This window comes from Streptacidiphilus fuscans, from assembly GCF_015690355.1.
GTDB lineage: Bacteria > Actinomycetota > Actinomycetes > Streptomycetales > Streptomycetaceae > Streptacidiphilus > Streptacidiphilus fuscans.
On the sequence record NZ_JADPRT010000001.1, the window covers coordinates 336,539 to 352,100 of the forward strand.

General features: G+C 72.8%; 15 protein-coding genes. 4 read left to right on the forward strand and 11 right to left on the reverse strand.

The annotated features are described in order from the left end of the window. Positions 1–3: 3 nt before the first annotated feature. The 8 genes from I2501_RS01505 to I2501_RS01540 form a co-directional block, all read right to left on the reverse strand. Positions 4–360: a UBP-type zinc finger domain-containing protein gene (locus I2501_RS01505; RefSeq protein WP_196191902.1), complete on the reverse strand. Its 357-nt coding sequence runs from the start codon at positions 358–360 to the stop codon at positions 4–6. Further along, positions 357–1,883 (reverse strand): ATP-binding protein, encoded by a 1,527-nt coding sequence (locus I2501_RS01510; protein WP_196191903.1) that lies wholly within the window; start codon positions 1,881–1,883, stop codon positions 357–359. The genes I2501_RS01505 and I2501_RS01510 overlap by 4 nt, the downstream gene beginning before the upstream one ends. Then, positions 1,880–3,541, reverse strand: a complete 1,662-nt coding sequence (locus tag I2501_RS01515) for an FAD-dependent oxidoreductase (RefSeq protein ID WP_196191904.1) — start codon at positions 3,539–3,541, stop codon at positions 1,880–1,882. The genes I2501_RS01510 and I2501_RS01515 overlap by 4 nt, the downstream gene beginning before the upstream one ends. A 129-nt stretch (positions 3,542–3,670) precedes the next feature. Then, positions 3,671–4,465, reverse strand: coding sequence for a hypothetical protein (locus I2501_RS01520; RefSeq protein ID WP_196191905.1), 795 nt, complete (start codon positions 4,463–4,465; stop codon positions 3,671–3,673). Between the two features lie 166 nt (positions 4,466–4,631). Further along, positions 4,632–4,991: a UBP-type zinc finger domain-containing protein gene (locus I2501_RS01525; protein ID WP_196191906.1), complete on the reverse strand. Its 360-nt coding sequence runs from the start codon at positions 4,989–4,991 to the stop codon at positions 4,632–4,634. Then, positions 4,981–6,462 (reverse strand): ATP-binding protein, encoded by a 1,482-nt coding sequence (locus I2501_RS01530; protein WP_196191907.1) that lies wholly within the window; start codon positions 6,460–6,462, stop codon positions 4,981–4,983. Before I2501_RS01530 ends, I2501_RS01525 begins: the two co-directional genes overlap by 11 nt. Continuing rightward, positions 6,459–8,135: an FAD-dependent oxidoreductase gene (locus tag I2501_RS01535; RefSeq protein ID WP_196191908.1), complete on the reverse strand. Its 1,677-nt coding sequence runs from the start codon at positions 8,133–8,135 to the stop codon at positions 6,459–6,461. The genes I2501_RS01530 and I2501_RS01535 overlap by 4 nt, the downstream gene beginning before the upstream one ends. A gap of 96 nt (positions 8,136–8,231) precedes the next feature. Further along, entirely contained in the window at positions 8,232–9,176 is a 945-nt protein-coding gene (locus I2501_RS01540; RefSeq protein ID WP_196191909.1) for an alcohol dehydrogenase catalytic domain-containing protein, read from the reverse strand. A gap of 84 nt (positions 9,177–9,260) precedes the next feature. Between I2501_RS01540 and I2501_RS01545 the strand changes: the two genes are divergently transcribed. Together I2501_RS01545 and I2501_RS01550 are read left to right on the forward strand one after the other, a co-directional pair. Beyond that, entirely contained in the window at positions 9,261–9,821 is a 561-nt protein-coding gene (locus I2501_RS01545; protein ID WP_196191910.1) for a TetR/AcrR family transcriptional regulator, read from the forward strand. Positions 9,822–9,858: 37 nt separating this feature from the next. Next, positions 9,859–10,806, forward strand: a complete 948-nt coding sequence (locus I2501_RS01550) for a GNAT family N-acetyltransferase (RefSeq protein ID WP_196191911.1) — start codon at positions 9,859–9,861, stop codon at positions 10,804–10,806. A gap of 21 nt (positions 10,807–10,827) precedes the next feature. On the opposite strand, the gene I2501_RS01555 is transcribed toward I2501_RS01550, so the two are convergent. Continuing rightward, positions 10,828–12,180: a carotenoid oxygenase family protein gene (locus I2501_RS01555; RefSeq protein ID WP_196191912.1), complete on the reverse strand. Its 1,353-nt coding sequence runs from the start codon at positions 12,178–12,180 to the stop codon at positions 10,828–10,830. A gap of 2 nt (positions 12,181–12,182) precedes the next feature. Beyond that, positions 12,183–12,791 carry a hypothetical protein gene (locus I2501_RS01560; RefSeq protein ID WP_196191913.1) on the reverse strand — a complete coding sequence of 203 codons (609 nt, stop codon included), beginning with the start codon at positions 12,789–12,791 and terminating at the stop codon, positions 12,183–12,185. 98 nt (positions 12,792–12,889) lie between these two features. Here I2501_RS01560 and I2501_RS01565 point away from each other — a divergent pair, with 98 nt between their 5' ends. Beyond that, on the forward strand, positions 12,890–13,453 hold the full coding sequence (locus I2501_RS01565) for a PadR family transcriptional regulator (protein ID WP_196191914.1): 564 nt from the start codon (positions 12,890–12,892) through the stop codon (positions 13,451–13,453). A 36-nt stretch (positions 13,454–13,489) separates the two neighbouring features. On the opposite strand, the gene I2501_RS01570 is transcribed toward I2501_RS01565, so the two are convergent. Continuing rightward, positions 13,490–14,452 (reverse strand): LysR family transcriptional regulator, encoded by a 963-nt coding sequence (locus tag I2501_RS01570; RefSeq protein ID WP_196191915.1) that lies wholly within the window; start codon positions 14,450–14,452, stop codon positions 13,490–13,492. Between the two features lie 77 nt (positions 14,453–14,529). Here I2501_RS01570 and I2501_RS01575 point away from each other — a divergent pair, with 77 nt between their 5' ends. Continuing rightward, the gene (locus I2501_RS01575; RefSeq protein WP_196191916.1) at positions 14,530–15,531 is read left to right on the forward strand and encodes a cyclase family protein; all 1,002 of its coding nucleotides are present in this window, start codon (positions 14,530–14,532) and stop codon (positions 15,529–15,531) included. Positions 15,532–15,562: the final 31 nt, after the last annotated feature.

A 15,562-nucleotide genomic window follows, 5' to 3' on the forward strand; every position in this document is an offset into this window, starting at 1 on the left:
CCGTCAGGATCCCTGGATCCGCATGGCCCAGTCCGCGGGAACCCGCCCGGCGGGGCCGGGGACGGGCTGGTCGACCGGGTGGTGGGACGGCGGCGCGAGGGCGGGGCCGGAGTTGAAGAACTCCTCGGTGCGGAAGTTCCAGAACCACTCCTCCCCGGGCTCGAAGCTGCGGATCACCGGGTGCCCGGTCGACGTGGCGTGGGCGGTGGCGTGCTTCGAGGGGGAGTCGTCGCAGCAGCCGATGTGACCGCACAGCGCGCAGCGCCGCAGATGCACCCACCAGCCGCCGGACGCGTCGCACTCGACGCAGCCGGTGCCGCTGGGCGGGACGGTGGCGTCGAAGGCGTTCTCGGGAATCATGCGGGTTTCTCCTCGGGGGAAGGCTGCTGGTGGGAGGACGGGACGTCAGGATCGGCGGGGCCGAGCGGCAGTCGCACCTGGAACCGGGTGTCACCCGGCACGGAGTCGACCCGCAGGTCGCCCCCGTGGTGGTCGACGACGATGCGCCAGGAGATGTCCAGGCCGAGCCCGGTGCCCTCGCCGACGGGCTTGGTGGTGAAGAAGGGATCGAAGAGCCGGTCCCGGATCTCGGGCGGAATGCCGGGGCCGGTGTCGCGGAACTCGACGAGCAGCCGGTCGCCGTCCCGTGCGGTCCGGACGGTGAGGGTGCCGGTCCCGTGGTCGGTGCTCGTCCCGGTGTTCGCGTGCCGCATCGCCCATGCGGCGTTGTCGACGAGGTTCGTCCAGACCTGGTTGAGCTCGCCCGGGTGGGCGAGGATGCGCGGCAGGGCGCGGTCGTAGTCCCGGACGACGTCGATCCGCGCGCCGAGGCGTGGCGAGAGCATCTGCAGTGTGCTGTCGAGCAGTTCGTGGACGTCGGTCAGCTGGTAGGGCGCGCGGTCGAGCTGGGTGTACTGCCGGGAGGCGTCGACCAGGTCGAGCACCCGACGGGTGGCGTCCGCGATCTCGTCGAGGAGCAGTGCGGTCTCGACGGCGCGGCTCACCTCGCGTACCGCGCGGGCGAGGTCGGTCTCGTGCGGGCAGGCTTCGGCGATGCGGTCCAGCCAGCCCTCGTCGAGGCCCGCCTGCACGAGCACCGGCGCGAGCTCCCAGGCGTCGGAGACGCCGAGCTCGTCCAGCCGGTCGGCGATCGCGTCCTCCGCGTCGGCCGCCGCCAACGCGCTGGGAGCGGCCGACGCGGAGCCCGCCCGGGCTCGGGCAACGGCCTCGTCCCGCAGGCGTGCCACGGCGTCGTCCCGGTCCCGCCCGCCGCTCGGTCCGCAGTTCGGTCCTCCGGCCGGCGCGGCGGCGAGGAGCTCCCGCAGCGCGGCGGTCGCGCGGACCGCGGCACCCGCCGGATTGCCCAACTCGTGGGTGAGGCCCGCCGCCAGCGCCCCCAGCGCGAGCAGGCGTTCGCGCTGCCCCACGGCCTCCTGGGTGGTCCTGGTCCCGAAGAGCAGGCCCTCCAGCAGGTGGACGGCCATGGGGAACCACTCGTGCACGACCCGCGCGAACGACTCGGCGGGGAGCGTGAAGAACCGGGACGGCTCCGTGACCCGCATCGAGTTGTTGTAGACCTGCGGCACCTGGTCGCCCAGGTAGGCGTGGAACGCGCCCGCGTACACACCGGGCACGGAGGAGCGGTTCACCTCGACGTCCTGGGTCGCGACCCGGCGGGAGAGGACCACGGTGCCCTCGACCAGCACGTAGAACGTGGTGGCCGGGTCCCCCTCCCGGTAGACCGGACCGGCCGGGACGCACTCCACCCGGCCTTCCCGACACAGCCGGGTCAGCTGATCAGGCGTCAGTTCCTTGAACAGAAAGAGCGAACGCAGCTCCTCCGGTTGGCACGGCCAGGTACGTCCGGAGGGGTGGGCCGTCATGACTGCTCCAGATAGCGGTGCGCGAGCATGACGGCCATGGCGCCCTCGCCGACCGCCGAGGCGACCCGCTTGGCCGACTCGGCGCGGACGTCGCCCGCCGCGAAGACCCCGGGCACGCTGGTCTCCAGGTGATAGGGCGGCCGGTCGAGCGTCCACCCGGGCGGCGGGCCTCCGTCGGCGGACAGGTCCGGGCCGGTCAGCACGAAGCCGTGGGAGTCGCGCTGCACTGTGCCGTCCAACCAGCCGGTCTGCGGGGCCGCGCCGATGAAGACGAACAGCCACTGCGCGTCGACCGTCTCGGTCCGTCCGGTCGCCGTGTCCAGCAGGGTCATCCCCTCCAGATGCTCCTTGCCGTGCAGTGCGGTCACGACCGTGGTGGTGCGGACCGCGATCGTGGGCGCCGCGACGATGCGCTGCAGCAGGTAGTGCGACATCGAGTCGGCCGCGGACCGCCCCCGCACCAGGAGGGTGACGGACCGCGCGCCCCGGGCGAGGAAGAGTGCCGCCTGGCCTGCGGAGTTGGCGCCGCCGACGATGTACACGTCCTGGCCCCGGCAGTCGGGGGCCTCCGTCAGCGCCGAGCCGTAGTACAGCCCGCGGCCGACGAGTTCGGCCGCGCCCGGCACGTCCAGCTGCCGGTAGGACACCCCGGTCGCCAGGATCACGCTGTGCCCGGAGAGCCCCGGGCCGTCGGCGAAACGCAGCGTACGCGCGCCGCCGGTGACGTCCAGCGCGGTGACCTGACGTGCCGTCAGCAGCTCGGCGCCGAACTTCGCCGCCTGGCGGCGGGCCCGGTCCGCGAGTTGGCCGCCGGAGAGTCCGTCGGGGAAGCCGAGGTAGTTCTCGATGCGTGAACTCTGGCCCGCCTGGCCGCCCGTCGCCGAACGCTCCACCAGGACCGTCCGCAACCCCTCCGAGGCCCCGTAGACCGCCGCGCCCAAACCGGCCGGGCCGCCGCCGACGATCACCAGGTCGTAGAAGTCCGCGACCGGGGTGGTCGACAGCCCCACCAGGTCGGCCAACTCCCGCTCCTCGGGCGCCACCAGGGCGGTGCCCTCGGCGGTGACGACGAGCGGCAGTCGCGCCTGGTCCGCCCCCGCGGCGGCCAGCAGCCGGCGTCCCTCCGGCTCGTCGCTTGAGTACCAGCGGTAGGGGACCTGGTTGCGGGCGAGGAACTCCCGGATCTCCGACGACCGCGCCGACCAGCGGTGGCCGACGACCTTGACGCTGCCCGCCTCCCGGCCGTCGCTCGCCGTCCACGACTCCAACAGGGCGTCCAGGACCGGGTAGAGCTTCTCCTCCGGGGGCTCCCAGGGCTTCAGCAGGTAGTGGTCGAGGTCGGCGACGTTGATCGCGTCGATGGCCGCGCTGGTGTCGGCGTAGGCCGTCAGCAGCACGCGCCGTGCGCCGGGGTACAGGTCCATGGCCTGTTCGAGGAACTCGACGCCGGTCATCCGGGGCATCCGGTGGTCGGCGAGGATCACGGCGACGTGCTCACCCCGCAGCTTCAGCTCCCGCAGGGCCGTGAGCGCCGCCGGTCCCGACTCGGCGCGCACCACCCGGTGGGTCTGCCCGTAGCGCCGACGCAGGTCGCGGGCGACGGAGCGGGACACCGCCGGGTCGTCGTCCACCGTGAGGATGACGGTCTGTGCGGCCATGGAGCCCCCTCGGAGATGGTGGCCCGGCCGCCGGGACAGCCCGCCGGTCCGCGCGATCCCGGCCAGGCTAAGCAGGCCGGGACTCCTCTCCTTGACTCTCCGTGCACCGGGCGACGCCCGGGAGCGACCTCAGGCCGACTGGGGTGGCGGCGCGTCGGGAAGGGTGCGGCGGCCCAGCGCCTCGGCGTCGGTCAGGAAGCGGTCGCGGTTGCGCCGGTCGCGGAAGGCGCGCAGCTCCTGCGCGGAGAGCTGGGGGCGGTTGACCCTGCGACCGAGCGGGACGTCGGCGTCCCAGCGGTCCCACCACAGGACGAGATAGGGCAGCAGGTCGGGGTGCAGCTCGCGCTCGGGGAGTTGGAGCAGGCCCGCGTGGGCGGGCGATTCGTGCGCCAGGGACGGCAAGGGCCGCAGCTCCGGCCGGGCGCTCCGGGTCGGATCGTCGGTGCGCAGGATCTCGGCGGCGCAGAAGCGTTGGAGCTGGTCGACGGTGCCGATCTCGACGGGCAGCGGTGCGGGCACCGTCTCGGGATCGGCGGCGAGCCATCGGCGCACGGGGTCGTCCTGCGGAACCAGCGACGGGTCGACGATCCGGTCGCTGTTGTGCGGATGTCGGCCCTGCGCACTGAGTTGCGGTGTGTCGAAGACCTTGCAGATGGTCGCCCACGCGCCGGTGGTCGGCTCGACGGCCAGCCACCGGCGGTAGCCCTCCTCGCTGGACGGGAGTCGCATCACCGCGTACGGCCGCGCGTCGACGGTCACCGTACTGAACGGCTCGTCCGTGGCCGGTGGGTCCGCCCACCCGCGCTCCCCGCCGGGCTCGGCCGCGGCGATCAGCGCCTTGGCCCAAGCCACGCTCGGATGCGGCGACTTGGGCTCGTCCTTCGTGCCGCCTGCCGTCGCCCTGCGCCCTTTCCACCGGATCATCCGCTGTCCCCTCCGTCGGTGCGCGTTGCCACCGCACGCGCGTGGCGGGCCCAGTATCGCCGCGATCGCCTGGACGTACCAGACAGCGCCGCTCACCCACCGCGTCAGCGGCGCTGTCGGGCGGTCAGGCACCTGCGACGGGCAGGCCGGGCTTTGTGAGCGCCCGTCAACCGCCGGCGCTGAGCTGCTCCTGCCAGTTGCGCGGCAGGCGGTCGGCCGGGCCGGGGACGGACTGGTCCAGGGGGTGGTGGGTCGGGGGAGCCAGCTGCGGGCCGGTTTCGTAGAACTCCGAGGTGTCGTAGTCCCAGAACCACTCCTCGCCCGGTTCGAAGCTGGTGATCACCGGATGCCCGGTCGACTTGTTGTGCGCGGTGGCGTGCTTGGCGGGGGAGTCGTCGCAGCAGCCGATATGGCCGCAGGCGGCGCAGCGCCGCAGGTGCACCCACCAGCCGCCGGCCGCGTCGCACTCGACGCAGCCGGTGCCGCTCGGCGGGACGGTGGGGTCGATCGCATTCTCAGCCGTCATGGCGGGGCTCCTGCTCCTGCTCGGGGTTCTCGGTGTCGGACGGTGCGGGATCGATCGGGAGGCGGATCTGGAAGCGCGTGTCGCCGGGCTCGGACTGCAGGCGCAGGTCGCCGCCGTGCCGGTTGACGATGATGCGCCAGGAGATGTCCAGGCCCAGGCCGGTGCCCTCGCCGACGGGCTTGGTGGTGAAGAAGGGGTCAAAGACGCGGCTCTGCACCTCGGCGGGGACGCCGGGACCGGTGTCCCCGATCTCGACCAGCACCCGGTCCCCGTCCCGTGTGGTGCGGACGGTGAGGGTGCCGCCCTTGCCGGTGCTGTGCATGGCCCAGGCGGCGTTGTCGATCAGGTTCGTCCAGACCTGGTTCAGCTCGGCCGGGTAGCCGGGGATGCTGGGCAGGCTCGCGTCGTAGTCCCGGACGACGGTGATGTCCGGGCCGAGCTTGCCGCCCAGCAGCAGCAGCGTGCTGTCCAACAGCTCGTGCACGTCCGCTCGTTGGTACGGGGCGCGGTCCAGCTGCGAGTACTCCTTCGCCGCGCCCACGAGGTTGGAGATGCGGTGGGTGGCGTCCTCGATCTCGGTCAGCAGGAGTTCCGCCTCGACCGTGCAGCCCAGCCAGTCCAGAGCGCGGCTGAGCAGGCCGTCGGGCACCTGGTCGGCGATCCCGTCCAGCCAGTCGGTGCCGAGGCCCGCCTGGACGAAGACCGGTGCCAGCTCCCAGGCGTCGGCGATCTCGCGGCCCGCCAACCAGTCGCCGACCTCGTCCTCCAGATCCGCCGCCTCCAGCGGGCCGAGCGTCGGGGCCTGCTCGATCCGGGCGACGGTCCGGTCCTGAAGGTCGTTCAGCCGGGACAGCTCCTTGCCGCGTTGCGGGTCGGCCGCGATCTCGCCGAACTCGCGGCGGACCCGGGCGATGCGCTCCCGCAGAGCCGCGGTGGCCCGCACGGCGGCGGCCGCCGGGTTGTTGAGCTCATGGGTGAGCCCGGCCGTCACCGAGCCGAGGGCAAGCAGCCGCTCGCGCTGCCCGATCGCCTCCTGCGTGTTCCTGAACCCGAAGAAGAGGCCCTCCAGCAGGTGGACGGCCATCGGGAACCAGTCGCGCATGATCCGCGCGAAGGCCTCCGCGGGCAGCACGAAGAAACGCGAACGCTCGGTCACCCGAAGCGAGTTGTTGTAGACCTGCGGCACCTGGTCACCCAGGTACGCCTGGAACGCCCCGGCGTAGACCCCGGGCGCCGACGTGCGGGTCACGTCCACCTCGTCGACGCCGACCAGACGGGAGAGGACCACGGTCCCCTCGAAGAGCGTGTAGAAGTTCTCGGCCGGATCGCCCTCCCGGTACACCGGACCGGCGTCGAACCACTCGACGTGGCCGGCGCGGCACAGCTGGGTGAGCTGGTCCGGCGTCAGCTTCTCGAAGAGGAAGAGCTTCCGCAGCTCCTGCTCGTCGCAGAGGACTTCGCCGCCGGTCATGACTGCTCCAGGTAGCGGTGGACGAGCATGACCGCCATCGCGCCCTCGCCGACGGCGGAGGCCACCCGCTTGGCGGACTCGGCCCGTACGTCCCCGGCCGCGAAGACGCCCGGCACGTTCGTCTCCAGGTGGTAGGGCGGCCGGTCCAGCGCCCACTCGGCCGGAGGGCGGCCGTCGGCGGTCAGGTCGGGGCCGGTCAGCACGAAGCCGTGGGAGTCGCGCAGCACGGTGCCGTCCAGCCAGTCGGTCAACGGCTCGGCCCCGATGAAGACGTACATCCACTGCGTGTCGACCGTCTCGGTCTCCCCGGTCGTGCGGTTGCGCAGGGTCAGCCCCTCCAGGTGCTCCTTGCCGTGGGCCGCCTCGACGACGGTGTCCATGCGCACCGAGATGGTCGGGGCGTCCTCGACCCGCTGGAGCAGGTAGTACGACATGGAGGCGGACAGCTTCGGCGCCCGCACCAGCAGGGTGACGCTCCGGGCGTTGCGGGAGAGGAACATCGCGGCCTGGCCGGCCGAGTTCGCGCCGCCGACGATGTAGACGTCCTGGCCCTGGCAGGCGGTCGCCTCGGTCAGCGCCGAGCCGTAGTAGACCCCGCGCCCGGTCAGGTCGGCGACGCCCGGCACGTCGAGGGTGCGGTACGACACGCCCGTCGCCAGGATCACGCTCTGGGCGGCGAGCCCGGAGCCGTCGGCGAAGCGCAGCGTGCGGGCCGCGCCGTTCACCTCAAGACCGGTGACCTTGCACGCCGTGAGCAGCTCCGCGCCGAACTTGGTCGCCTGGCGACGCGCCCGGTCGGTCAGCTGCGCGCCGGAGACGCCGTCCGGGAAGCCCAGGTAGTTCTCGATCCGGGAGCTCTGCCCCGCCTGGCCGCCGGTGGCCTCGCGTTCGACGAGCACCGTGCGCAGGCCCTCCGAGGCCCCGTAGACGGCGGCGCCCAGCCCGGCCGGGCCGCCGCCGACGACGACCAGGTCGTAGAAATCGGCGGCCGGGGTGATCGACAGGCCGACATGGGCGGCCAGGTCCCGCTCCCTGGGGTCCACCAGGGCGGTGCCGTCCGGCGTCACCACCAGGGGCAGGTGCAGCGCGTCCCTCCCCGCCGCGGCCAGCAGCCGCGCCCCCTCCGGCTCCTCGACGGAGTACCAGCGGTAGGGCACCTGGTTGCGGGCGAGGAACTCGCGGATCTGCGAGGAGCTGGCCGACCAGCGGTGGCCGACGACCTTGGTGATGGCCACGACCCGGCCGTCCGTCTCCCGCCACGCCGTCAGCAGGTCGTCGACGACCGGGTACAGCTTCTCCTCGGGCGGCTCCCACGGCTTGAGCAGGTAGTGGTCGAGGTCGACGACGTTGATGGCGTCGATCGCGGCGTCGGTGTCCGCGTAGGCAGTGAGCAGCACCCGGCGCGCGCCCGGGTACAGGTCGAGCGCCTCCTCCAGGAACTCGATGCCGTTCATCTGGGGCATCCGGTAGTCCGCCAGGATCACCGCGACCGGCGTGCCGCGCAGCTTCAGCTCGCGCAGCGCCTCCAACGCCGACTCACCGGACTCGGCCCGGACCACCCGGTACCGGTCCCCGTACCGGCGGCGCAGATCGCGCGCCACGGCGCGGGAGACCGCGGGATCGTCGTCCACGGTCAGGATCACGGTCCGTGCCGCGTCGGCGGCGTCTGCCATGGTGCACCACCCGAACTGTCGCAGGGCTGGACGGAACAACCCCTCCAGTCTGCTCCGGGGGACGCGATCCGGCCCCCGATGTTCGCGCTCAGGGGATCAGGGGATCAGGACGACCTTGCCCCCGGGGCGGCCCGACATGCTGAGCTCGACCGCGGCCCGCCAGTCGGCGAGCGGGTAGGTGCGCGCGATCGGGAGACGGAAGGCGCCCTCGGCCGCGAGCGCGGCGTACTGCGGCAGGAAGGAGCCCGCCGGGGCCGGAGCAGTGGCGTGGTCGAGGTTGACGCGGGCGCCGAGCCGCCGCGCCTCGTCGTGGTTGCTGACGGTCATCACCCGGCTCGGATCGCCGGTGGCGGCGATGAGTTCCGGGACGACCCCGGCGTTCGGGGGCGCGGCGTCCAGCACCCCGTCGACCGGCCCGCCGGCCAGCTCGCGTACCCGATCGGCCATCCCCGTCCCGTAGGGCGTGACCTGCGCGCCCAGTGCCGAGAGCTGTGCGGCGTAGGTGGGCCCGGCGGTGGCGATCACGCGGATGCCGCGGCTCAGCGCGATCTGGACGGCGGCGAACCCGACCATCGCGCCGCCGCCGTGGACCAGCAGCGTGCTCCCGGGCTCAATGCCCATGGCGTCGAGTGTCCAGACGGCGGTCTGGACGACCATCGGCAGCACGGCCGCCTCGGCGGGGTCGAGCCCGATGGGCACGCGGTACCAGCTGTCGAGGATCGCGACGTCGGCGACGCCCGCGCTGGGCTGTCCGAGGAAGTCCGCCGTGCCGAAGACCAGGTCTCCGACCACGACGTCGTCCACCTCCTCGCCCACCGCGTCGACCACTCCGGCGACGTCGTAGCCGACGCCGCGCGGCAGGCTGCCCGCCAGGAAGCCGCGGCAGATCTCCCAGTCGGCCGGGTTCAACCCGACGGCGGACACGCGGACGCGGACGCGGCGGGCGGCCGGGTCGGCGACCTCGACGCGCTCCTCGCGCAGGACGTCGGCCGGCTCGCCGTGCTCGTGGAAACGGACTGCGGTAGCGGGAACGGGGCTCATGGGTCCTCCAGACAAAACCACGTAGCGACAGTCACTGACACTACCACGGTAGTGGCAGTCACTGTCGCTACGTACAATGTGTGCATGCCCAGAGACGGATCGAAGGCGCGCGCCCGCCTGCGCGCGGCGGCGCTGGACCTGTACCGCGAACGCGGCTACGACGAGACCACCACCGCCCAGATCGCCGCGCGCGCCGAGGTGAGCGAGCGCACCTACTTCCGTCACTTCGCCGACAAGCGCGAGGTCCTCTTCGACGGCGAGGCGGAGCTGCGCGCGATCCTCGTCGACGCCGTCGCCGCCGCGCCGGACGGCCTGCCGCCCCTGCACGTGATGGTCCGGGCGTTCAGCGCCGCGGTCCCGCTCATCGTCGCCAACCGCCGGGTGGCCGAGCAGCGGGCCGAGGTGATCGCCGTGACGCCGGCCCTGCAGGAGCGCGCCTACGCCAAGACCGCGGGCCTCACGGACGTCCTCGAAGAGGCCCTCGCCGCTCGCGGGACCGCTCGGCCGACGGCGCGCCTCGCCGCGCAGGTCGGGATGGCGGCGTTCGAGCGCGCCAGTCGCGCCTGGGCCGGCGATCCCGACGTCGACCTGTCCGCGCTGATCGCCCAGGCGGCCGACGAGGTGCTCACCCTCGGCGGCACATGAAGACGTCACGCCCGACGCGGATGGCATGATCCCTTGCATGAATCCGAGCGACGTGACGATACGTCCGATGGCGGGAGCCGAGGAGCTCGACCTGTTCGGTCGGCTCCGCTACGTCCTTGACCACGAGTTGGCCGACGACTTCGCGCAGCGCCGGCGTCGGCCGGAGTGGACCTGGGTCGCGCTGGACGGTGACCGGCTTGTGGCGCGACTCGCCTTCTGGGGGCGGGCGGACGCGGACCGCCCCGCGCTGCTGGACTTCTTCGACCTCGACGCCGCCCTGAGCCGGGACGACCGGCTGACGGTCGGAGGCCGCCTGCTGGACGCCGCGCTCGCCGCCGTCGTCCCCAAGGGGACTCGCCCCCCGGAGTACAGCCGCTTTGTCCCGCCCGACTGGCGTGACGACGACGCGGCCCGGAGCGCCGTAGAGGACCGCATCGCGATCGCCGAGCAGGCCGGCGCGCGGCTGCTCACCGAGCGGCTCCGGCTGGAATGGCGCCCCGGGGCGGCGATCACTGAGCCGAGCGGGCGCCTGACGTTCCGGCAGTTCGCCGACACCGAGGAACTGCTGGCTCTCACGACCTCGGCGCTGGCAGGGACGCTGGACGCGCACAGCCGCGACGACCTGACGCGGATGTCCGCACGAGATGCCGCAGTCCAGCACTACGAGGACGAGTTCGCCCGGTTCTCCAGCCCTCGTGCGTGGTGGCGGGTCGCGGTGCGCGGCGACGGGGAGCCGGTCGGGTTCGTCATCCCGGCGCGCAACGCCTACAACCCGATCATCGCCTACCTGGCCGTACTGCCCGCGCACCGTGGCAACGGCTATATCGACGAGATCCTCGCCGAGGGCACCCGCATCCTCGCGGGCGAGGACGTGCCTCGCATCCGGGCCTCGACGGACCTGGCCAACGTCCCGATGGCGCGCGCCTTCCATCGGGCCGGCTATGTCAACTTCGAACGCGAGATCAAGATGACCTGGAGCGATTGAGGATCACAGATTGACGCTCCGTCAGGATTCGGCGTCCGGGAGCCAGTTGCCGTGGAAGCCGGCCGGCACGCGGTGCGGCAGGGGCACGGTGGCGACCCGCGTCATGTCGCTCGCGTCCAGGACCGCGAAGGCGGAGCCACGGCCCGAGCGGTCGGAGACGATCGTCAGCAGCCAGCCGTCGTCCTCCGCGCGGGCGTCGGCCGCGGGCACGAAGACGGCCTCCCCGGGGGCCTGGCCGCTGCCCGCGTCGTAGCTGCGGTTCGCGCCGAGGGTCAGGTCGTACTTGACGATCGAGGTGTCGGCGACGGCGTAGCGGTAGCGGCTGGGGCGGCCGACGAGAGTCTCGTTGACGGTGGGGAACTCCACCGCCCGGTCGTCCAGGGGCTGTTCGCTCACCCGGCCGGTGCGCGGGTCGAGCGTCCACTGGTGGAGCCGGGGGTGGTCGGCGCTCTCGGACGGCGCAGGGACACCTGGCTGCGCCGCTCCGCTGATGCGGTCCCAGGAGCGGACGAAGCCGTCCCGCCCGTAGCGCACCGCGTCCAGCACGATCCGGCCCGCCGCGTCCTCACGGGCGTTGCCGACGTGGTAGACGTAGCCGGGCTCGACCTCGAACCACCGCACCGCGGTTGTGCCGTGCTGCGCCATGACGCCGATCCGCGCCGGGTAGCCGTCGTCCCACCGGTACGGCATGCCGCCGCGGCCCAGCCGGGCGTGGTCGAAGACGACCGGGAGGTCGAGCCAGACCACGTGGTTCTCGGTGATGGCGAAGTCGTGCATCATGGTCGGCCCGCCGACCGGGATCTCCCGGCTCTCCACCAACGTGCCGTCGGCGGTGGCGCGGTGGTAGGTGAGGTAGGGCGGGAGGGCGCCGTAGCCGAAGAAGTGCAGGTCGCCGGTGACCGGATCCTCCTTGGGGTGGGCGGTCATCGCCGTGGTGAGCCGGCCGCCGAAGTCGTAGGGGCCGACCGTGTCGAGCTGGTCGGTGACCTGGTACGGCAGGCCGTTCTCGACCAGCGCGAGGATGCGGTCGGCATGCCGGATCACGTTGGTGTTGGCCGTGACCGCCCGCAGGTCGGGCCCCTCGGGGCCGAGGAACCGGGCCCCGGCGAACGCGGTCGTGCGCACCCATCGGTTGCGCTGCCACAGCGCGCGACCGCCCTGGAGCCGGACGCCGTGCAGCATGCCGTCGCCGGTGAACCAGTGCCCGGGGTCCTGTCCGGGGCGGGGGTTGGGGCCGTTGCGGAAGTAACGGCCATTCAGCTCGGGCGGCAGCGACCCCTCGACGGGCAGGTCGTGGCTCTCGGTCTCTTCGGTGACGGGCGCGAGGTGGCCGGTGAGGTAGACGGGCTGGTGGGTGGGCTCGTGGAGGGTCATGGTCAGCTCTCCTTCGTGAACACGGCGGTCTGCGCGCCCTGCGCCGTCTGCGCGCCCTGCGCGGCGAGACGGCGGCGGGACTCCTGGTAGCGGATGGTGAAGACGGCCGGGACGACGAACCCGGCGACCTGGATGAGCGTGGTGGCCAGGCTCGCGTTCGCGTCGGTCAGGTCGACGGCGCCGCTGGCCAGCGCCGTGACGGTGAAGCTCGCCGCCCACACCGTCGTGATCACGTTGTTGGCCCGCAGGAACTGCGGGCTGTTCCAGAACTGCTGCGGTACCGAGCGGCGGGCGATGCCCAGGGTGAACGGGCGCGAGATCGCCAGTGAGCCCCAGGCGGTCAGCGCCAGCCAGGCGGAGGACAGCGCGCCGACGCCGTCGCGCAGCGGCGAGTGGGGCTCCAGGTGGGCGAGGACGGCGACGGCCGCGAAGAACACCGCCGCGCTCAGCTCGATGACGTTCGCGTCCAGGCCGACCCCCGCGCGGCGGTTGCGCAGCAGCAGGACGACGCTCAGGGCGACGGCGACGATCGCCGCGGTCTGCCAACCCGCCGTGCCACTGAGCACCGCGAAGGCGATCCAAGGGATGAAACCGCGCACCGATCCGGACATGACTGGTCCTCCTCCATCGACATGTCTGTACTGACATGTCGAACATAGAATGTCACTCGGGACCTGTCAATACTGGAAGGTCGGCGTAGGATGCACGCATGAGCTTGAGACACGCTGCACTGGGCCTGCTCGCACTCCGCGGGGAGGCGAGTGGCTACGACCTGCTGGGGATCTTCAACGAATCGCTGGAACACGTGTGGCCCGCCACGCAGAGCCAGCTCTACACGGAGCTGGGCAAGCTCACCGACGCGGAACTGGTCGAGGTGGTGGCGGAGGGCGGCCGGGGTCGCAAGGCCTATGCCGTCACCGACGCAGGCCGGAAGGAGTTCGAGCACTGGCTGTTGGAGGAGCCGCCGACCGTCAACCGCCGCAACGACCTGCTGCTGCGGGTCTTCTTCCTGGGCCTGGTCCCCACCGAACGCGGTCAGGAGTTCCTGCGCGAGCGCGCGGTGGCAGCGGCGGACATGCACGAGCGGCTCCGCGAGCTGGAGCGGTCGCTCGCGACAGAGGAGGGCCCGCTGGCGGTCCACGGGCGGCTCGCCCTGGAGTGGGGGCTGCGCTACAGCCGGATGCAGGAGGAGTGGGCGACCTGGGCCGCCGAGCAGCTGGCCGAGGAGGAATCCGCTGGTCAGCGGATTGCCGAGGTTGCGGTGGAGCAGTAGGTCCTAGCGCAGGCCGTGCGGCCGTCGGGGTGAGCGTCAGTGCGGGTCGGCTGCGGGCCGTTGCAGCCCCGCCGCTGTCGCCGCCTCGCGCAGGGCGATGACCACGGCGTCCGTCAGAGGGTCCGGGCCGGGGCCCGAGGAGCGGCGGAGTGCGGCGATCCGGCGGTGACCGGCGACGGGCAGGGCGGGGAGCGCGACCAGATCCGAGCGCGCGGTGCCCAGGGCCAAGGTGGGGACGATCGCCGCGCCGAGACCTGCCGCCACCAGTGCGAGCACGGTGGGGAACTCCAGGGCGGTGTGCGCGCGGTCCGGCGTGAAGCCGTACTGGGCGGCGATCCGCTCCAGCGCCCGCCCGCAGGCGCTCTCGGGAGGTCCGGCCACCCAGGGGCGGTCCGCCAGGTCGCCGACCGACCCGGGCGCCGGTGACCCGGGGGCCGCTGATCCGGGTGCCGACCACTCGGCGGGGACGACGATGCGGTACTCGTCGTCGGCGACCGGCGCGGCGGTCAGACCCGCCGGGGCCGCGGCGGCGTCAGGGCCGACCAGATCGTCCTCGGCGACCACCAGGTCGAGCCCGCCGGTCCGCAGCTCGCGCAGCGCCGCCGGGCCCTCAAGCTCCACCACACGTGGCTCCAGTTCCGGTTGGCGGGCGGCGAGTTGACGCAGCGCCGGAATCAGCAGGTGGCAGATCGCCGAGGAGAACCCGGCGATGACGACCGGGCCGGTCATCCGCCCGCTCGCCGTGGCGAGTTCGCGGCGCGCCTCGGCCAGCTCCTGCTCGATCCGCTCGGCGCGGGCGGCGAGGAGCTGCCCGGCCGGCGTGAGGCCGACCCTGCGCCGCGACCGGTCCACCAGCGGCTGGCCGACCTCCCGCTCCAACTGGGCGAGCTGCTGGGAGACCGCCGAGGGCGTCAGGTGCAGCAGCCTCGCCGCGTCCACCACGCCGCCGCGCACGGCCACCGCGTGCAGTACCCGGAGGCGTCTCGGGTCGAGTTCCATAAGGCCGACTGTAGCGACACTTCAGAAATCCTCGATTGAACTCCAGCTCAGCTTCACTGATCATCGTGGGTGTGGACATGGAGACGGCGAACACGAACCAGGGCCCCGACGACGCGGACGGGCAGCGTGAGCAGGGCGGGCAGCAGTGGCGCGTCGAGTTCGACGCGGAGGTGGCCTTCGCCAACGGCGGCGGCCTGCAGACCCAGGGGTTCCGACTGGACGTGCCCGGCCCGGATCTCGGCGACGACGAGATCGCCGAGCTGCTCGTGCGTCACCTCGGCCTGCTGATGGTCGACACGGTGCGCATCAGCGACAGGCGGACGCTGCGCGAGCCGCACAAGGGCGGGCGCGGCACCGTCGGAGCAGCCGCGCAGTCGACGGACGCACAGGCGACGAACGCACCGGCGACGGCTCGTCGGATCGTCGACCTCAGCCACGCGATCCGGCACGGCATGGTCACCTACCCGGGCCTGCCCGCGCCCGAGATCAGCGACCACCTCTCACGCGAGGCCTCCCACGACCACTACGCGCCCGGCACCGAGTTCCAGATCGGCCGGATCTCGATGGTCGCCAACACCGGCACCTACCTGGACAGCCCCTTCCACCGCTTCGGCGACGCGCCGGACCTGGCGGGGCTTCCGCTCGACGGGCTGGTCGACCTGGACGGGCTGGTGATCCGGGTCCTCGGCGCGCAGGACCGCGCCGTCGACCGGAACGCGCTGCTGCCGCACCAGGTCACCGGCCGTGCGGTGCTGATCCACACCGGCTGGGACCGGCACTGGGGCACCGACCGCTACGGATCCGGCGGCCACCCGTTCCTCACGGCGCAGGCCGCCGCGTGGCTCGCCGAGCAGCGGCCCGCGCTGGTGGGCATCGACTCGGTGAACCTCGACGACACCGACGACCCGACCCGCCCCGCGCACACCGCCCTGCTCGCCGCGGGCATCCCCGTCGTGGAGCACCTCACCGGTCTCCAGCAGCTACCCACGGACGCCTTCCGCTTCCACGCCGCCCCACCCGCCGTCGAGGGCATGGGCACCTTCCCGGTCCGCGCCTACGCGGTGCTGCGGGGGAATTGAATTTCCTGTGAAATTCCTGTCCCGATTTTGA